Annotated in this window: 16 protein-coding genes and 1 pseudogene; 9 read left to right on the top strand and 8 right to left on the bottom strand. The window is 72.1% G+C overall.

The features are described from left to right. Positions 1 to 15: 15 nt before the first annotated feature. Genes ACLQ29_RS19765 through ACLQ29_RS19740 form a run of 6 tightly spaced genes read right to left on the bottom strand, consistent with a single transcriptional unit; the run spans position 16 to position 4536 of the window. On the bottom strand, positions 16 to 738 hold the full coding sequence (locus ACLQ29_RS19765) for an urease accessory protein UreD (RefSeq protein WP_425772977.1): 723 nt from the start codon (positions 736 to 738) through the stop codon (positions 16 to 18). Beyond that, entirely contained in the window at positions 738 to 1523 is a 786-nt protein-coding gene (gene ureG, locus ACLQ29_RS19760; RefSeq protein WP_425772976.1) for an urease accessory protein UreG, read from the bottom strand. The genes ACLQ29_RS19765 and ureG overlap by 1 nt, the downstream gene beginning before the upstream one ends. Then, on the bottom strand, positions 1513 to 2202 hold the full coding sequence (locus tag ACLQ29_RS19755; protein WP_425772975.1) for an urease accessory protein UreF: 690 nt from the start codon (positions 2200 to 2202) through the stop codon (positions 1513 to 1515). The genes ureG and ACLQ29_RS19755 overlap by 11 nt, the downstream gene beginning before the upstream one ends. Further along, positions 2202 to 3905, bottom strand: a complete 1704-nt coding sequence (locus ACLQ29_RS19750; protein ID WP_425759224.1) for an urease subunit alpha — start codon at positions 3903 to 3905, stop codon at positions 2202 to 2204. Before ACLQ29_RS19750 ends, ACLQ29_RS19755 begins: the two co-directional genes overlap by 1 nt. Continuing rightward, complete coding sequence (locus ACLQ29_RS19745; RefSeq protein WP_425759225.1) at positions 3902 to 4237, bottom strand: urease subunit beta; 336 nt, start codon at positions 4235 to 4237, stop codon at positions 3902 to 3904. Before ACLQ29_RS19745 ends, ACLQ29_RS19750 begins: the two co-directional genes overlap by 4 nt. After that, the gene (locus ACLQ29_RS19740; RefSeq protein ID WP_355029767.1) at positions 4234 to 4536 is read right to left on the bottom strand and encodes an urease subunit gamma; all 303 of its coding nucleotides are present in this window, start codon (positions 4534 to 4536) and stop codon (positions 4234 to 4236) included. Before ACLQ29_RS19740 ends, ACLQ29_RS19745 begins: the two co-directional genes overlap by 4 nt. A gap of 314 nt (positions 4537 to 4850) precedes the next feature. On the opposite strand from ACLQ29_RS19740, the gene ACLQ29_RS19735 reads away from it, so the two are divergent. Together ACLQ29_RS19735 and ACLQ29_RS19730 are read left to right on the top strand one after the other, a co-directional pair. Next, positions 4851 to 5252, top strand: a complete 402-nt coding sequence (locus ACLQ29_RS19735; RefSeq protein WP_425772974.1) for a hypothetical protein — start codon at positions 4851 to 4853, stop codon at positions 5250 to 5252. A gap of 7 nt (positions 5253 to 5259) precedes the next feature. Further along, positions 5260 to 5418 (top strand): annotated as a pseudogene (locus ACLQ29_RS19730) (GNAT family N-acetyltransferase); the annotation flags it as partial. Between the two features lie 156 nt (positions 5419 to 5574). Here ACLQ29_RS19730 and ACLQ29_RS19725 read toward each other — a convergent pair. Next, positions 5575 to 6750 (bottom strand): LLM class flavin-dependent oxidoreductase, encoded by a 1176-nt coding sequence (locus tag ACLQ29_RS19725; RefSeq protein ID WP_425772973.1) that lies wholly within the window; start codon positions 6748 to 6750, stop codon positions 5575 to 5577. Between the two features lie 178 nt (positions 6751 to 6928). On the opposite strand from ACLQ29_RS19725, the gene ACLQ29_RS19720 reads away from it, so the two are divergent. From ACLQ29_RS19720 to ACLQ29_RS19690, 7 genes are all read left to right on the top strand, one after another. Next, positions 6929 to 7909, top strand: a complete 981-nt coding sequence (locus tag ACLQ29_RS19720) for an aliphatic sulfonate ABC transporter substrate-binding protein (protein WP_425772972.1) — start codon at positions 6929 to 6931, stop codon at positions 7907 to 7909. Further along, on the top strand, positions 7906 to 8739 hold the full coding sequence (locus tag ACLQ29_RS19715) for an ABC transporter permease (RefSeq protein WP_425772971.1): 834 nt from the start codon (positions 7906 to 7908) through the stop codon (positions 8737 to 8739). Before ACLQ29_RS19720 ends, ACLQ29_RS19715 begins: the two co-directional genes overlap by 4 nt. After that, positions 8712 to 9443: an ABC transporter ATP-binding protein gene (locus ACLQ29_RS19710; RefSeq protein ID WP_425772970.1), complete on the top strand. Its 732-nt coding sequence runs from the start codon at positions 8712 to 8714 to the stop codon at positions 9441 to 9443. Before ACLQ29_RS19715 ends, ACLQ29_RS19710 begins: the two co-directional genes overlap by 28 nt. Positions 9444 to 9457: 14 nt before the next feature. Further along, a complete protein-coding gene (locus ACLQ29_RS19705) occupies positions 9458 to 10864 on the top strand; it encodes a selenium-binding family protein (RefSeq protein WP_425772969.1) in 1407 nt (468 codons plus the stop codon). After that, the gene (locus ACLQ29_RS19700) at positions 10861 to 11490 is read left to right on the top strand and encodes a hypothetical protein (RefSeq protein WP_425772968.1); all 630 of its coding nucleotides are present in this window, start codon (positions 10861 to 10863) and stop codon (positions 11488 to 11490) included. The genes ACLQ29_RS19705 and ACLQ29_RS19700 overlap by 4 nt, the downstream gene beginning before the upstream one ends. 210 nt (positions 11491 to 11700) lie before the next feature. After that, on the top strand, positions 11701 to 12207 hold the full coding sequence (locus ACLQ29_RS19695) for a hypothetical protein (RefSeq protein ID WP_425772967.1): 507 nt from the start codon (positions 11701 to 11703) through the stop codon (positions 12205 to 12207). A gap of 53 nt (positions 12208 to 12260) precedes the next feature. Then, on the top strand, positions 12261 to 13277 hold the full coding sequence (locus ACLQ29_RS19690) for a methyltransferase (RefSeq protein WP_425772966.1): 1017 nt from the start codon (positions 12261 to 12263) through the stop codon (positions 13275 to 13277). A gap of 89 nt (positions 13278 to 13366) precedes the next feature. On the opposite strand, the gene ACLQ29_RS19685 is transcribed toward ACLQ29_RS19690, so the two are convergent. Next, positions 13367 to 14218 carry an alpha/beta fold hydrolase gene (locus ACLQ29_RS19685; protein ID WP_425772965.1) on the bottom strand — a complete coding sequence of 284 codons (852 nt, stop codon included), beginning with the start codon at positions 14216 to 14218 and terminating at the stop codon, positions 13367 to 13369. Positions 14219 to 14321: the final 103 nt, after the last annotated feature.

Below are 14321 nucleotides of genomic sequence, written 5' to 3'. Positions count from 1 at the left end.
CGGCTGCCGACTGCACTAGGTCGTGAGGTGGGCCCGCAGGGTGTGGGCGTCCGGGGCGGTGGCGGTCCACAGCGTTGCCGGGCCGCCGGCCAGTGGCAGCCGGGCGACGGACGCGTCGGGCCGGACATGCGGCGGCTCGGCGGGTCGCGACGGGTCGACCACCAGCAGCGAGCCGGTGGCCGGCGCGCCGTCGAGCACCGCCGGCCCGGCCCACCCCGGTGCCTGTGGGCCCACGGCCAGGGACTGCCGCAGCAGCGGCCGGTCCGCGTAGTCGACCTGGGTGTGCACGACGGCCCCGCCGGGCGTCTCGCCGTACCGGCCGCAGATCAGCTCGTCGCGCCAGCGCAGGCTCGCCCCGGCCGCCAGGTCGATTCTGGATTCGGCGAGATGCGCGCAGCCGGCCGCCGCGACCAACTGTTCGGGAAGCCAGTGCAGCGTGGCCCCGGCCCGCACGACCGCCCGCACCGCCATCCGGGACACCGCGCCCGGTCGGCCCGGTAGGGCGATCGACGCGGCGACGGTGTGCACCCGGACGGCCGCGCCCGGTCCCACCTCGATGTCCAGGCGCAGATCGTCACCGGCGATCGGCCCGGCCGCCCCGCCGACGAGGTGCACGGTGGCGACACCGCCGTCGGTCGGGGTCTGGCGCAGCAGCAGTGGCGTCTCGCCGTGCAATTCGACCAGGACCGTCCCACCCCGACCGTCGGCCCGAGCGACAATCCGGGCGGACGCCCGCATCAGAGCGGGCCGACCGGCACGGCGAGGGGGTGCGCGGCGGCGTGGTGGGCCAACTCGTGCCGGATCCAGTCGGCGACCGTGCTCGCCGTCGGGTCGCCCACGATGGACAGGAAGATGGTCGGCAGGTCGCCACGTCGGGCCCGCGCGTCGCGGTCCATCACGGCGAGGTCCGCCCCCACCATCGGCGCCAGATCGGTCTTGTTGATTACGAGGAGGTCGGCGGCGGTGACGCCGGGTCCGCCCTTGCGCGGCACCTTGTCCCCTCCCGCCACGTCGACCACGAAGATCTGCCGATCGACCAGGCCCCGGCTGAAGGTCGCGGTCAGATTGTCCCCACCGCTCTCGACCAGGACCAGGTCCAGCGGGCCGACCGCCTCGGCCAACTCGTCCACGGCGTCCAGGTTGGCGCCGATGTCGTCACGGATCGCGGTGTGCGGGCAGCAACCGGTCTCCACCGCGCGGATCCGCGCCGGGTCCAGCACTCCGGCCCGCCTGAGGAAGTCGGCGTCCTCGGTCGTGTAGATGTCGTTCGTCACCACGCCGAGCCGCAACTCGTCGGCGAAGGCACGGCAGAGCGCGGCCACCAGTGCCGTCTTGCCGGACCCGACCGGGCCACCGATGCCGACCCGTAGGGCACGGTCCGCCCGCGCCAGCGGCGGATGCGGGTCGACCCCCGGTTCCGGATGGGTGTGCGGGACGCTCTCGTCGTGCGGTTGGCCGTTCGGTGACGGGGTGATCGGTTCGACAGCGGGCCCAGCGCTCGGCACAACAGTGTCAGGACGCAAAGAGACGCACCTCCCAGGTGGCATGGTTTTCGGCATGGATGTCGGCGAGTGGAGCGGCCGCGGCCGGCAGCCGCTCCGGTGGGTCGTCGGCGGCCCGCGCCGCGTCGGCGGCCGTGCCGTCGCAGGCGTCGGCAAGACCGACAAGCAGGGCCTGGACCTGGTACGGGTCGAGGCCGAGCAGGCGTACGCCGGCGCTGGCCGCACCGGTCAGCGTCCCGTACGCGGCGATCGTGGCGGTCTCGACGCGGGACAGCCCGGCCGCGGCACAGAGCAGCCCCAGCACCAGCGGTTGGTGCACGCCGCAGGACGTCGCGGGTAGGTCACCGAACGGCGCGTCCGGCCAGATGGCCCGGCCGGCGCGCAGCAGCGCTCGACCCTGCCGGCGGGAGATCGTCCGCAGGGTCGGCGACGCGGTACGCGCGTCCAGCTCCACGTCGAGCTGGGCCAGTAGGGCCGACCGGGCGACGGACCCGGGCTCCACCGCTCGGTGCGCGGCCGCCGCGAAGGCCGCGCCGACCAGGCCGGCGGTGGCCAACCGTCCGACCAGGAACGCCTCCAACGAGGCCAGGTCGGTGACCCGGCCCGCGGCGACGGCCGCTTCCAGACCGCCGGAGTGCGCGTGCGCCCCGGCCGGGAAGCGCCCGTCGGCCAACAGCAACAGCAGGCTCGATGTCGCCATCAGAACAGGAAGTACCGCTGGGCCATCGGCAGCCGGGTCACCGGGTCGGGCTCCACCACCACCCCGTCGATGCGGACCGTGAACGTGTCCGGGTCCACCTCGATGCGGGGCATCGCGTTGTTCTCCGGCAGGTCGGCCTTGCCCCGCGACCGCACGTCGCGCACCGGCACCACCCGGCGTCGGACGTCCAGACGGAGTCCCGCGTCCAGGGCCGCCGGCGCCACGAAGGCCAGGCTGGTGGCGGCCGCCGCCGCGCCGTACGCCCCGAACATCGGCCGCGGCAACATCGGCTGCGGCGTGGGGATCGACGCGTTGGCGTCACCCATCTGGGCGTACGCGATCATGCCGCCCTTGATGACCAGGTGTGGTCGTACGCCGAAGAACGCCGGGTCCCAGAGCACCAGGTCGGCGAGCTTGCCCGGCTCGACCGAGCCGACCTCGTCCTCCAACCCGTTGGCCATGGCCGCGCAGATGGTGTACTTCGCGACGTACCGTCGGGCCCGGTGGTTGTCGGCGGCGCCGTCGCCCGGCAGCGCGCCGACCCGGTCCTTCATGACGTGCGCGCTCTGCCAGGTTCGCATGATCACCTCACCGACCCGGCCCATCGCCTGCGCGTCCGAGCCGATGATGGAGATCGCGCCCAGGTCGTGCAGCAGGTCCTCGGCGGCCATCGTGGACGGCCGGATCCGGCTCTCGGCGAAGGCCAGATCCTCCGGCACCGACGGGTTGAGGTGATGGCAGACCATCAACATGTCCAGGTGCTCGGCGAGCGTGTTCGCGGTGTACGGCCGGGTCGGGTTTGTCGACGACGGCAACACGTTCGGCTCACTGGCCACCGTGATGATGTCCGGTGCGTGCCCGCCCCCGGCGCCCTCGGTGTGGTACGAGTGGATGGCCCGGCCGCCGATCGCCCGCAGGGTGTCGGCGACGAAACCGGCCTCGTTGAGCGTGTCGGTGTGGATCGACACCTGGACTCCGGACGCGTCCGCCACCCGCAGGCAGGCGTCGATCGCCGCCGGTGTGGTGCCCCAGTCCTCGTGCAGCTTGAACCCGCCCGCGCCGGCCCGCAACTGCTCCCAGAGCGCCTCGGTGGAGACGGTGTTGCCCTTGCCGAGCAGCAGCACGTTCACCGGCAGCGTGTCCAGGGCCTCGTGCATCCGGGCCAGGTGCCAGGCGTTCGGGGTGACGGTGGTGGCCCGGGTCCCCTCGGCCGGTCCGGTGCCGCCGCCGACCATCGTGGTGATGCCGCTGGCCAACGCCTCGGTGACGATCTGCGGGCAGATGAAGTGCACGTGGGTGTCCACCGCGCCGGCGGTGAGGATCCGACCGTTGCCGGCGATCACCTCGGTGGCCGGGCCGATGACCAGGTCGGGGTGGACGCCGGGCATGGTGTCCGGGTTGCCGGCCCGGCCGAGTGCCACGATCCGCCCGTCGCGCAGCCCCACGTCGGCCTTGACCACACCCCAGTGGTCGAGGACCACGGCGCCGGTGATGACGGTGTCCAGCGCCCCTTCGGCACGGGTCGCTCGGGACTGCCCCATGGACTCGCGGATGACCTTCCCACCGCCGAAGACCGCCTCGTCGCCGCCGACGCAGTGGTCGGTCTCCACCTCGATCAGCAGATTGGTGTCGGCCAGCCGGATCCGGTCACCTGTGGTGGGCCCGTACAGGTCGATGTAGCGGTCCCGCCGCACGGCGCTCACCGCGACGACCCGCCGGCGTCCGGCGCGTCCAGCGGACCGGCGCACTCGCCCCGCAGTCCGGGCACGACGCGCGCTCCCCCGAACGGGACGAGGTCGACGCTGCGGCTGATGCCCGGCTCGAACCGAACCGAGGTGCCCGCCGGCACCGCGAGCCGTTGCCCCCAGGCGGCGTCCCGGTCGAACGCCAGCGCCGGGTTGGACTCGGCGAAGTGGTAGTGCGAACCCACCTGTACCGGCCGGTCGGCGGTGTTCACCACGAGCACTGTGGTCACCGGACGGCCCACGTTGATCTCGACCGGGCCGGCGGCCGGCAGGATCTCCCCCGGGATCACGGGATCGGGTGGTGCACCGTCACCAGCTTGGTGCCGTCCGGGAACGTTGCCTCCACCTGCACCTCCCTCAGCAGCTCGGGGATGCCGTCCTGGACGTCGTCGCGGCTGAGCACGGTCCGGCCCGTCGACATGAGATCGACCACCGACTGGCCGTCGCGGGCCCCCTCCAGCAGGAACGCGGTGATCAGCGCGACCGCTTCGGGATAGTTGAGGCGCAGGCCGCGTTCACGGCGGCGGCGGGCGACATCGGCCGCGACATGGACGAGCAGGCGGTCCTGCTCGTGCGGGCTGAGAAACACGGGGCTCTCCCGGTGGGGTAAGCGTGCCCCGCTCGTCGTCGGCTCCGCACTGAGCCGCGCGCCGGGCAGCAACACACCCGGGAGTACGAGCTGGAGTCACACGACCGCCGAGCCGCCGCCGACGGGTCGACCCGGGACTCCACCATCCCGGCCCGAACGACGGGCAACCGGCGGTGTCCGGTCGGATGCGGACCGCACCGCCCACCGCTGAGCAGACCGTAGAGGATCGCCACCGACCGAGGCAACAGTCCGTCGGGGATCGCGTCGGACGCCTTCGACTACCGGGAGGGCGGTCGGCAGGGCATGATCGCCGGATGACGGCGACGAGGGGTACGCGCGCACTGCTCGGCGTTCTGTTTCTGGCGGCGGCAACGGTCGGGGTGTGGATCCTCTGGCTGGGCTGGGACACCCGGTACACGGTCGACGCCCAGACCGGCGCGAGCAGCGGCCCGTACGAGCCGTGGCAGGTGGTCGGCTGCGTGTTGTCGCTCGTGGTGCTGGCCGCGCTCGCCGGGACGCGGCTCAGCCCGTGGCTGGTGGTGCCGGTGATGAGTGTGGCGTTCACGGCGGTCTGGTCGTGGCGGGCAGCGGGGACCGACGACAGTGGGTTGTGGGCGGTCGGGGGGATCTTGGTGCTGGTCGGGATGGCGGTCGGCAGCACGGTGGTGAGCCTCGCCGCACGGCGGGTCGGCCAGCGGTTCACCAGCCGACCCTAGCGATGATCTGGACGGGTTCGCCGACGTCAACGCGCAGCCCGAGGTGATGCGCTACATCCATCACGGGCACACCCTGGACCGGGCCGCGACCGCGGAACGTCTAGCCACCTATCGGCGGCACTGGGACGAGCACGGCTTCGGCCTGTACGCGGTGGAGATCAGAGAGACCGGCGAGCCGGGTCTACGCGGTGGACCTGGCGGTCAGCGCCGATCTTGCAGTTTCGGTCGCCGGTATGAGCAGAACGCCCTCATATGTCGCGACAGAAAACGCAAGATCGTGGAGGAGCGGCAGCCCGCCGCGGCTGTGGCGCGGGTCGGGCGGTCAGCGGGCCACTGCGGGTTGCGGCGCCGGCGTCCGGGTGAAGGGGATGTCGACGTGGTCGGCCGGCCCTGGTTGGCCGTCGGGGTGCCGCCACAGTCCGCGGTCGCGCAGGATCGGCAGCACGCCCTCGCCGAACCAGTACGCCTCCTCCAGGTGCGGATAGCCGGAGAGGATGAACTCGTCGATGCCGAGCGCGTGGTATTCGGCGATCCGGTCGGCGACCTCGGTGTGGCTGCCCACGAGCGCGGTGCCGGCCCCGCCGCGGACCAGCCCGACCCCGGCCCACAGGTTGGGCGCGACCTCCAGGCCGTCGCGCGAGCCACCGTGCAGGTCGAGCATCCGGCGCTGCCCCTCGGACTCGCTGCGGCGCAGCCCGTCCTGCACGGCCCGGATGTCGGCCTCGGCGATCCCGTCGAGCAGCCGGTGGGCCTGCGCCCAGGCCTGCTCGGCGGTGTCCCGGGCGATGACGTGCAACCGGATGCCGAAGCGCAGCTCGCGCCCGGCGTCGGCGGCCAGCGCCCGGACCCGTGCGAGTTTGGCGGCGACAAGCGCCGGGGGTTCACCCCAGGTCAGGTAGACGTCGCTGTGCCGTACCGCCACCGGCAGGGCGGCGGCGGACGACCCACCGAAGTAGACGGGCGGGACCGGGTCGGGTAGCCGGTGCAGCCGCGCCTGCTCGACGCGTACGTGGGTGCCGGCGTGCTCGACCGTCTCGCCGCGCCAGAGCGCGTGCGCCACGTGCAGGAACTCGTCCGCCCGCGCGTAGCGGGCGTCCTTGTCCAGGAAGTCACCGTGGGCCCGCTGTTCCTGCGACTCGCCACCGGTGACCACGTTGAGCAGCAGCCGGCCCCGGGACAGTCGTTGGAAGGTCGAGGCCATCTGGGCGGCCAGGGTGGGTGAGGTCAGCCCGGGCCGGAAGGCGACCAGGAACTTGAGGCGCTCGGTCACCTCGGTCAGCATCGCCGTGCTCAGCCAGGCGTCCTCGCACCAGGCGCCCGTCGGGGTGAGCGCGCCGACGAAGCCGAGTTGCTCGGCGGTGCGGGCGATCTGTCCCAGGTACGCCACGCTGGCCGGGCGGGCTCCTCCGGCGGCGCCTGTCGGTACGCCGTGTCCGCCGCCGACGATGTCCCGGCTGTCGCCGTTGGTGGGCAGAAACCAGTGGAAGGTGAGGGTCATCGCGGCTCTTTCCTCCAGCGGGGACGGGCGGCGCACGCGGTGCGGCGGGCACCTCCTGAGGGGTGGGACGATCGCGCCGACAGCCTACCCATAAAACCTATCGGGTTAGTAGGCTACCGCCCACGCACTCATGCCGGTCGACGCGGCCCGGCACACCTGACCATCCCAAGGAGCCGCCATGCGCACCCCCTCGGTCCGCCGTCCCCCGCACCACGGTCGCCTGGCCACCGCCGCGCTGACGACCGTGGCCCTGCTCGCCACGGCCGTCCTGAGCGCCTGTGGCGGCTCCGCCGACGCCGGGGAGGGCGGGGGCAAGCTCCGGATCGGGTACCAGCGCTTCGGCGGCCTCAGCCTGGTCAAGGCACGCGGCGCCGCGCCGGACGTGGAGTGGTCGCTGTTCGAGAGCGGCCCGGCGCTCACCGAGGCCCTCAAGGCTGGCTCGATCGACATCGGACAGGTCGGCGAGGCCCCACCCGTCTTCGCCGCGGCCGGGAAGATCCCGTTCTCCGTCATCGGAACCTCGGCGCCGATTCCGCAGGGCGAGGCGGTGCTCGTCAAGGCCGACCGGGGTTACCGCAGCTTCGCCGACCTCAAGGGCAAGACGGTGGCGCTGAACAAGGGGTCCAACGTGCACTGGCTGCTGGTCCAGCTACTCAAGGCGAACAACATGACCCTGAAGGACATCCAGGTCAAGTACCTCAAGCCCGCCGAGGGGCGGCCCGCCTTCGACGGCGGCCAGGTCGACGCCTGGGTGATCTGGGACCCGTACTTCGCGCTGGCCGAGCAACCGGGGGTCCAGGTCCTCGCGGACGCGACGGGTCTGGCCAGCAACCGGGAGTACGTCCTGGCAGCGCCGGACGCCGTCACGAAGCGATCGGACGACGTCAAGGCGTTCCTCCAGCACTACCGGGAGGTGACCGACTGGGGCATCGCCCATCCCGAGGAGCGGGCCAGCACCCTCGCGCCGGAGCTGAAGATCCCGCAGGACGTCACCAGCCGCGCCCTGGCCCGCAGCGCCCGGCCGCTGGCCCCGGTCAGCCCGGCCATCGGCGACGAACTCCAGGCGATCACCGACAGCTTCATCGCCCTGGAGCTCATTCCCGGGCCGGTCGACCTGCGGTCCCGGGTCGACGACCGGTTCAGCGCGGTCTTCCAGTGAGCCGCACCACGCTCGCCGAGGCACCCGACGAGGTCGTGACCGCCGCGCCCGCCGCGCCTCGGCGTCCCCGGCCGGCCCGGCGCTACCGGCGGCTGATCAGCCCGGTGGCGCTGGTGCTGGGCTGGGAGTTGGCCGCCCGGACCGGGTTGCTGGCACCGGAGAAGTTGCCCGCGCCCAGCGACGTCCTGGCCACCGGCTGGCGGCTGACCCGGGACGGGACGCTCCTCGTGCACCTGCTGGACTCCCTCACCCGCGCCGGGGCGGGGCTGCTGATCGGCGGCGTCCTGGCGCTGGTCCTGGGCACGGTGGCGGGGCTGCTGCGGCTCGGCGACGACCTGGTCGACCCGCCGGTGCAGATGGCCCGGATGCTGCCGCACCTGGGCCTGGTCCCGTTGCTGATCATCTGGGTGGGGATCGGCGAGTCACTCAAGATCAGCCTGGTGGCTCTGGGCGCGTTCTTCCCCATCTACTTCAACACCTACGCCGGCATCCGGGACATCGACGAGCGGCTGGTGGAGGCCGCCCGTACCTGTGGGCTGGGCCAGGCCGCCCGACTGCGGCACGTGGTGCTGCCCGGCGCGCTGCCGTCGCTCTTCCTCGGCCTGCGCCTGGCGATCGGCGCGGCCTGGCTCAGCCTGGTCGTCGGCGAACAGGTAAACGCCCAGACCGGCATCGGCTTTCTGATGATGGAGGCGCGGGAGTTCAGCCAGACCGACGTGGTGGTGCTCGGCCTGCTCGTCTACGCCCTGCTCGGGCTGATATCCGACCTTGCGTTGCGGGTGCTGGAGAGGAGGATGTTGACATGGCGTCGCGGATTGCGGGCCACCTGACCGGTACGACGCCGGTGTTGACCGCGCACGCGGTGCACCGGGCGTTCGGGCCGACTGTCGTGTTGGCCGGAGTCGACCTGACCATCGCCCGGGGCGAGGTGGTGGCGCTGCTGGGCGGCAGCGGCTCCGGCAAGAGCACCCTCCTGCGGATCCTCGCCGGGCTGGACGGCGAGGCCAGCGGCGACATCGTCGTGCACGGCACCGCCGCCGTGGTCTTCCAGGAGCACCGGTTGCTGCCCTGGAAGCGGGTGGCGCCAAACGTCGGGCTCGGGCTGTCCGGCGCGGACACCGCCGGCCGGATCCACCGCGCGCTGGCCGAGGTCGGGCTCGCCGACCGGGACCGCGCCTGGCCGGGCGAGCTGTCCGGTGGGCAGGCGCAACGGGTGGCCGTGGCACGGGCACTTGTCCGCGAACCGGACCTGTTGCTGCTCGACGAGCCGTTCGGGGCCCTGGACGCGCTGACCCGCCTGCGGATGCAGGTCCTGCTGCGCCGGCTGCGCGCCGAGCACGGCTTCGCCGCCCTGCTTGTCACCCACGACGTGGAGGAGGCGCTGTTGCTCGCCGACCGGATCCTGCTCCTCGACGACTGCCGCATCGCCGCAGACCTGCCCGTCGACCTGGCGCCCACCCGTACGCCGGACGACCCGGCCTTCGGCGCGCTGCGCCGGCACCTGCTCGACCGACTCGGCGTACCCACCACCTGACGAGCGGAGACCCGATGACCCGCTGGACCCCCGATCCCACCTTCTATCCCTCCCCGCGGGAGGCGGTGGCCGCGCCGGCGGAGAAGCTCGCCTACGTGGCGGCCTTCGACCGCACGGCCACACGTCCGGACGCCATCGTGGTGCTGGACACCGACCCCGACTCCCCCACCTACGGCACCGTGGTCGGCTGGACGGACCTGCCGCACCTCGGCGACGAGCTGCACCACTTCGGGTGGAACGCGTGCAGCAGCGCGCTCTGCCCGACCGCCCCGCACCCGCACGTCGAGCGGCGCTACCTGATCGTGCCCGGTCTGCGGTCGTCGCGCATCCACGTGCTCGACACGCAGCCCGATCCGCGCCAGCCCCAGGTGGTCAAGGTCATCGGCCCGGAGGAGTTGGCGAAGAAGGCCGGCTACTCGCGCCCGCACACCGTGCACTGTGGCCCGGACGGCATCTACCTCTCCGCCCTCGGCGGCGCGGACGGCGCGGAGGGGCCGGGCGGCATCGCCATCCTCGACCACACCACGTTCGACGTACGCGGGGCGTGGGAGTCCGACCGGGGTCCGCAGTTCCTGGCGTACGACGTGTGGTGGCACCTCACCCAGGACGTGCTTGTCACGAGCGAGTGGGGCACCCCGTCGATGATCGAGGACGGGATCGTCGGCGAGTTGTTGCTGGGCCGACGCTACGGCCACGCGATCCACTTCTGGGACCTCGCGAAGCGTCGACACGTGCAGCGCGTCGACCTGGGCGATCAGTACCAGATGCCGCTGGAGCTGCGCCCGGCGCACGACCCGACGAAGTCGTACGGGTTCGTCGGGGTGGTGATCAGCGTCGAGGACCTGTCCGCCTCGGTGTGGCTGTGGCACCGCGACGGCGGCGCCTGGGCGGTCACCAAGGTGATCGACATCCCGGCGGAGCCGGCCGACCCGGCCGATCTGCCCGACCTGCTCAAGCCGTTCGGCGCGGTGCCGCCGCTGGTGACCGACATCGACCTGTCCGTCGACGACAGGTTCCTCTACGTCTCGTGCTGGGGCACCGGGCAGCTCCGCCAGTACGACGTCAGCGACCCGCTGCACCCCGTGCAGACCGGCTCGGTACGCCTCGGCGGGATCGTCCGCCGCACCGCGCACCCGTCCGCGCCGGACGAGGCCCTCGCGGGCGGGCCGCAGATGGTCGAGGTCAGCCGCGACGGCCGGCGGGTCTACGTCAGCAACTCCCTCTACGGCACCTGGGACGACCAGTTCTACCCCGACGGGGTGGGGGCCTGGCTGGCGAAGCTCGACGTCGACACCGAGGCCGGCGGGCTGACCCCGGACGAGCGGTTCTTCCCGCACGGGGAGGAGTTCCGCGGGCTGCGGGTGCACCAGACCCGGTTGCAGGGCGGGGACGCGTCCTCCGACTCGTACTGCTTCCCGTGACCGTCACCACCTGGGTGACGCTCGCCGCGCTCGGCGCGTTCCACGGTCTGAACCCGGCGATGGGGTGGCTGTTCGCGGTGGCCCGGGGTTTGCAGGAGCGCAGCCGGGCGGCGCTGCTGCGGTCGCTGCCGCCGATCGCGGCGGGGCACCTCGCCTCGGTGGGTGTCGTCGCGGCGCTGGTCAGCGCGACCCGGTCGGTGACGGCGAGCACCGCCGTGGCGGTGGTCGGCGGTGTGCTGCTCGTCGCGTTCGGGCTCTGGCGGCTGCTCTCCGAACGGCACTTCCGCTGGGCGGGGATGCGGTTGTCCTCGGCGCAGCTCGCCGGCTGGTCGTTCCTCATGTCGTCGGCGCACGGCGCGGGGCTGATGCTGCTGCCGCTGCTGGTGGCCACGCCGGTGTCCGGGGGTCATTCCGGGCACCTGGTCGCCGCGCCGATCGGTGCGCTGTCCGGGCTCACGGCGGCCGGGGTGCACACCGTAGCGATGCTCGGCACGGCCCTGGTCGTGGCGATGCTCGTCTACCAGGTGCTCGGGGTCGGGGTGCTGCGTCGGGCGTGGTTCAACGTGGATCAGCTCTGGGCCGGCGTGCTTGTCGCGGCCGGGCTGGTGACGCTCATCCGGGCATAGCGCCGGTGTCCGGGCCCCCCTGGCCGGGCCGAGGGCTCCGACCACGACGGTGGACTCGGCGCGAACGTCAGTCCTTCGGCCGGCCGGCTCAGCCGAAGGACGGACAGGCCACGGAGGACTCGCATCCCATCGATCGATGTGGGAGGCAGGGCCACCGCCATACGGTCGTTCTCGGTCCTGGCCGTTCGAGCGATCCGCGAGGTGTTTCCCATGACAGATGACGTTGACCGGAGGCGGTTTCTGCGACGTGCCGCCGGTGCGGGCGCCGGAGTCGGCGCGTTGGCTCTCGGTGCCGCGATGAGCGCGGGAGGGGTGGCCGAGGCGGCACCGCCCGGCCACGGGGGGTCGAGCAGCCCGGTGCTGGGCACCTGGCGCGGTGTGGTCACCCTGCCGCACGAGGAGGAGGTCGCCCTGTTCACCTTTCTGCCCGGAGGCTTCTTCCTGTCGTTCGCGCAGGGCATCCACATCGCCACCGGGCGGTGGGAGGCGACCGGACGGCGGACTGTCACCTTCCTGTTGTGGCAGGTGCTGCCGCACGACCTGAAGGGGCAGCCGCTGCGCTACAACGGCGAGCTTCGGGCGCTGCACAATGCCCAGGTGACCGGCGACAGGCTGACGAGCGAGGGCACCTACCGGGCGCTCGACATCGACGGCAGGGAGGTCGGTCGTGGCCCGGTGAGCGCCACGGCGACGCGGTTCGACATCAGCACCTTCTGACCCGGCCGCCGGCACCCATAGTGGAGGGGGTCGATCTGTGATCTCATGTCGCGATGAACACTCCGACTCCCCTCATGCGGCTGGTGGCCGGTGTCTGGGGGTTCAAGACCCTCGCCGTCGGCGTCGAGCTCGGCCTGTTCACCCGGCTGGCCAGCGGGCGGACGATGACCGTCGACGAGGTCGCCGCCGAATTCGGGCTGCCCGACCGGCCCGCGGACCTGTTGCTGGCCGCCAGCGCCTCGCTCGGCCTGCTGGAAAAGGCCGGCGACGGCTACCGCAACACGGAGTTGGCCGAGCAGTTCCTGGTCGAGGGCCGCCCCTACTACTTCGGCGCGCAGGTGCGCTACTCGGACCTGCGCACCTACCTGCCCTGGCACCGCATCGGCGAGGCCCTGCGCACGGATCGGCCGTTGACCTGGGACCCGGAGGCCCAACAGTCGATGTTCGACACCGCCGACCCGGCGATGCTGGCCCAGTTCTGGGACGCGATGTTCTCCACGTCCAGCTTCACCGCCAGCGCGTTGGCCGACGCGTACGACTTCTCCGCGCATCGCCGCCTGCTCGACGTGGGCGGCGGGGCGGGCGCGTTCCCGATCGAGTTCTGCCGCCGCCTGCCCGACCTGCGGGCCACCGTGCTGGACCTGCCGCACGTGTGCGAACGGGCGCGGGAGCGGGTCGCGGAGGCCGGTCTGACCGGGCGGATCGAGGCGGTCGCCGGGGACTTCCTCGTCGACCCGGCGCTCCCGGGCGGGCACGACGTCATCCTGCTCAGCATGATCCTGCACGACTGGGACGAGCCCACCAACCGGGCGCTGCTGGCCCGTTGCCACGCGGCGCTGCCGCCCGGTGGGGCGATCGTCGTCTGTGAGCTGCTGCTCAACGACGAGCGCACCGGGCCTCCGGAGGCGGCGTTGATGGGCATGAACATGCTTGTCGAGACCGAGGGCGGGCGCAACTACTCGGGCGCGGAATACCGTGCCTGGCTCACCGACGCCGGTTTCGTCGACGTGCGTACGGTGCCGTTCGACGCCCCCGGCGCCAACGGCGCGGTGGTGGCGCACCGGCCCTGACCGACGGCGACACCCGACCCCGGTGCGAACCCTGGGCCGGGTGTCGCGGCGTCTCACGACGCCGGCGTCCGATCGGCTACCGGTACGGGTCAGGCGCGGGCCTTGGCCGGCTGCTTCATGAAGTCCATGATCGCCTTGTTGACCTCGTCGGCGTGGGTCCACGGAATGCCGTGCGGCGCGCCCTTGAGAGTGACGAGGTTGGCGGTGGGCATCATCGGCCCCAGCCGCTGACCGGTCACCGGATAGGGCAGCACCCGGTCCTGGTCACCCTGCATGATCAAGATTGGCACGTCGATCTTCGGCAGGTCCTGGCGGAAGTCCTCCTGCCAGGCGTCCACACTGTCGTGGGTGGCCTTGGCCGAGGCCATCGCGCCGATCTGCCAGTGCCCCCGATACGCATCCTCGCTGACCCGCTTGCCCATGTTCTGATCCGGGTTGAAGAACGCGTCGCAGAACGACGTCAGGTACGCGTAGCGGTCCTTGATGATGGCGTCCTGGAAGCCCTTGAAGAGGCTCGTGTCGACACCCTCCGGGTTGTCCTTCGCCTTGGCCAGCATGGGCTGCAGCGGGCTGAGCAACACACCGCGACTCACTCGGCGGGAGCCGTAGTTGGCCAGGTAGCGGACCACCTCGCCGGTGCCCATCGAGTGACCGACCAGGGTCGCCTCATTCAGGTCCAACTCGGTCATCAGCACGTCGAGGTCAGCCGCGAACGTGTTGTAGTCGTACCCGAAGGCTGGTTGCGCCGAGTTGCCGTAACCGCGTCGATCGTAGGTGATCGTCCGGTATCCGGCGTTGAGGAGCGCGTTTGTCGCCTTCTCGAAGGTCGCCCCGTTGAACGGGAAACCCGCGATCAGCACGACCGGCTTACCGGAACCGTGATCCTCGTAGTACAGGTCGATGGGCGCGGAGTTTTCCGTACCCACGGTGATGAAAGGCATGTTTGTCTCCTGCTCCGGTCTCGGGCTGTCGGACGTCGCGGCTTTCCCGCCGAGTCGGCGGATATGCCGGCGGTGGGAATCGCCCAGCACGCCGGACAGGGGT

The organism is Micromonospora sp. DT228, assembly GCF_049841595.1.
Lineage (GTDB): Bacteria > Actinomycetota > Actinomycetes > Mycobacteriales > Micromonosporaceae > Micromonospora.
The sequence above is the reverse complement of the archived record's forward strand: the minus strand, read 5'-3'. Positions and strand labels throughout refer to the sequence as shown.

Bases quoted from the DNA above. Each gene is read 5' to 3' on its own strand.
- ACLQ29_RS19725 (WP_425772973.1), bottom strand. From the start codon at position 6,750: ATGACCCTCACCTTCCACTGGTTTCTGCCCACCAACGGCGACAGCCGG.
- ACLQ29_RS19735 (WP_425772974.1), top strand. From the start codon at position 4,851: ATGACGGCGACGAGGGGTACGCGCGCACTGCTCGGCGTTCTGTTTCTG.
- ACLQ29_RS19695 (WP_425772967.1), top strand. From the start codon at position 11,701: ATGACAGATGACGTTGACCGGAGGCGGTTTCTGCGACGTGCCGCCGGT.
- ACLQ29_RS19710 (WP_425772970.1), top strand. From the start codon at position 8,712: ATGGCGTCGCGGATTGCGGGCCACCTGACCGGTACGACGCCGGTGTTG.
- ACLQ29_RS19755 (WP_425772975.1), bottom strand. From the start codon at position 2,202: ATGGCGACATCGAGCCTGCTGTTGCTGTTGGCCGACGGGCGCTTCCCG.
- ACLQ29_RS19685 (WP_425772965.1), bottom strand. From the start codon at position 14,218: ATGCCTTTCATCACCGTGGGTACGGAAAACTCCGCGCCCATCGACCTG.
- ACLQ29_RS19690 (WP_425772966.1), top strand. From the start codon at position 12,261: ATGAACACTCCGACTCCCCTCATGCGGCTGGTGGCCGGTGTCTGGGGG.
- ACLQ29_RS19705 (WP_425772969.1), top strand. From the start codon at position 9,458: ATGACCCGCTGGACCCCCGATCCCACCTTCTATCCCTCCCCGCGGGAG.
- ACLQ29_RS19765 (WP_425772977.1), bottom strand. From the start codon at position 738: ATGCGGGCGTCCGCCCGGATTGTCGCTCGGGCCGACGGTCGGGGTGGG.
- ACLQ29_RS19720 (WP_425772972.1), top strand. From the start codon at position 6,929: ATGCGCACCCCCTCGGTCCGCCGTCCCCCGCACCACGGTCGCCTGGCC.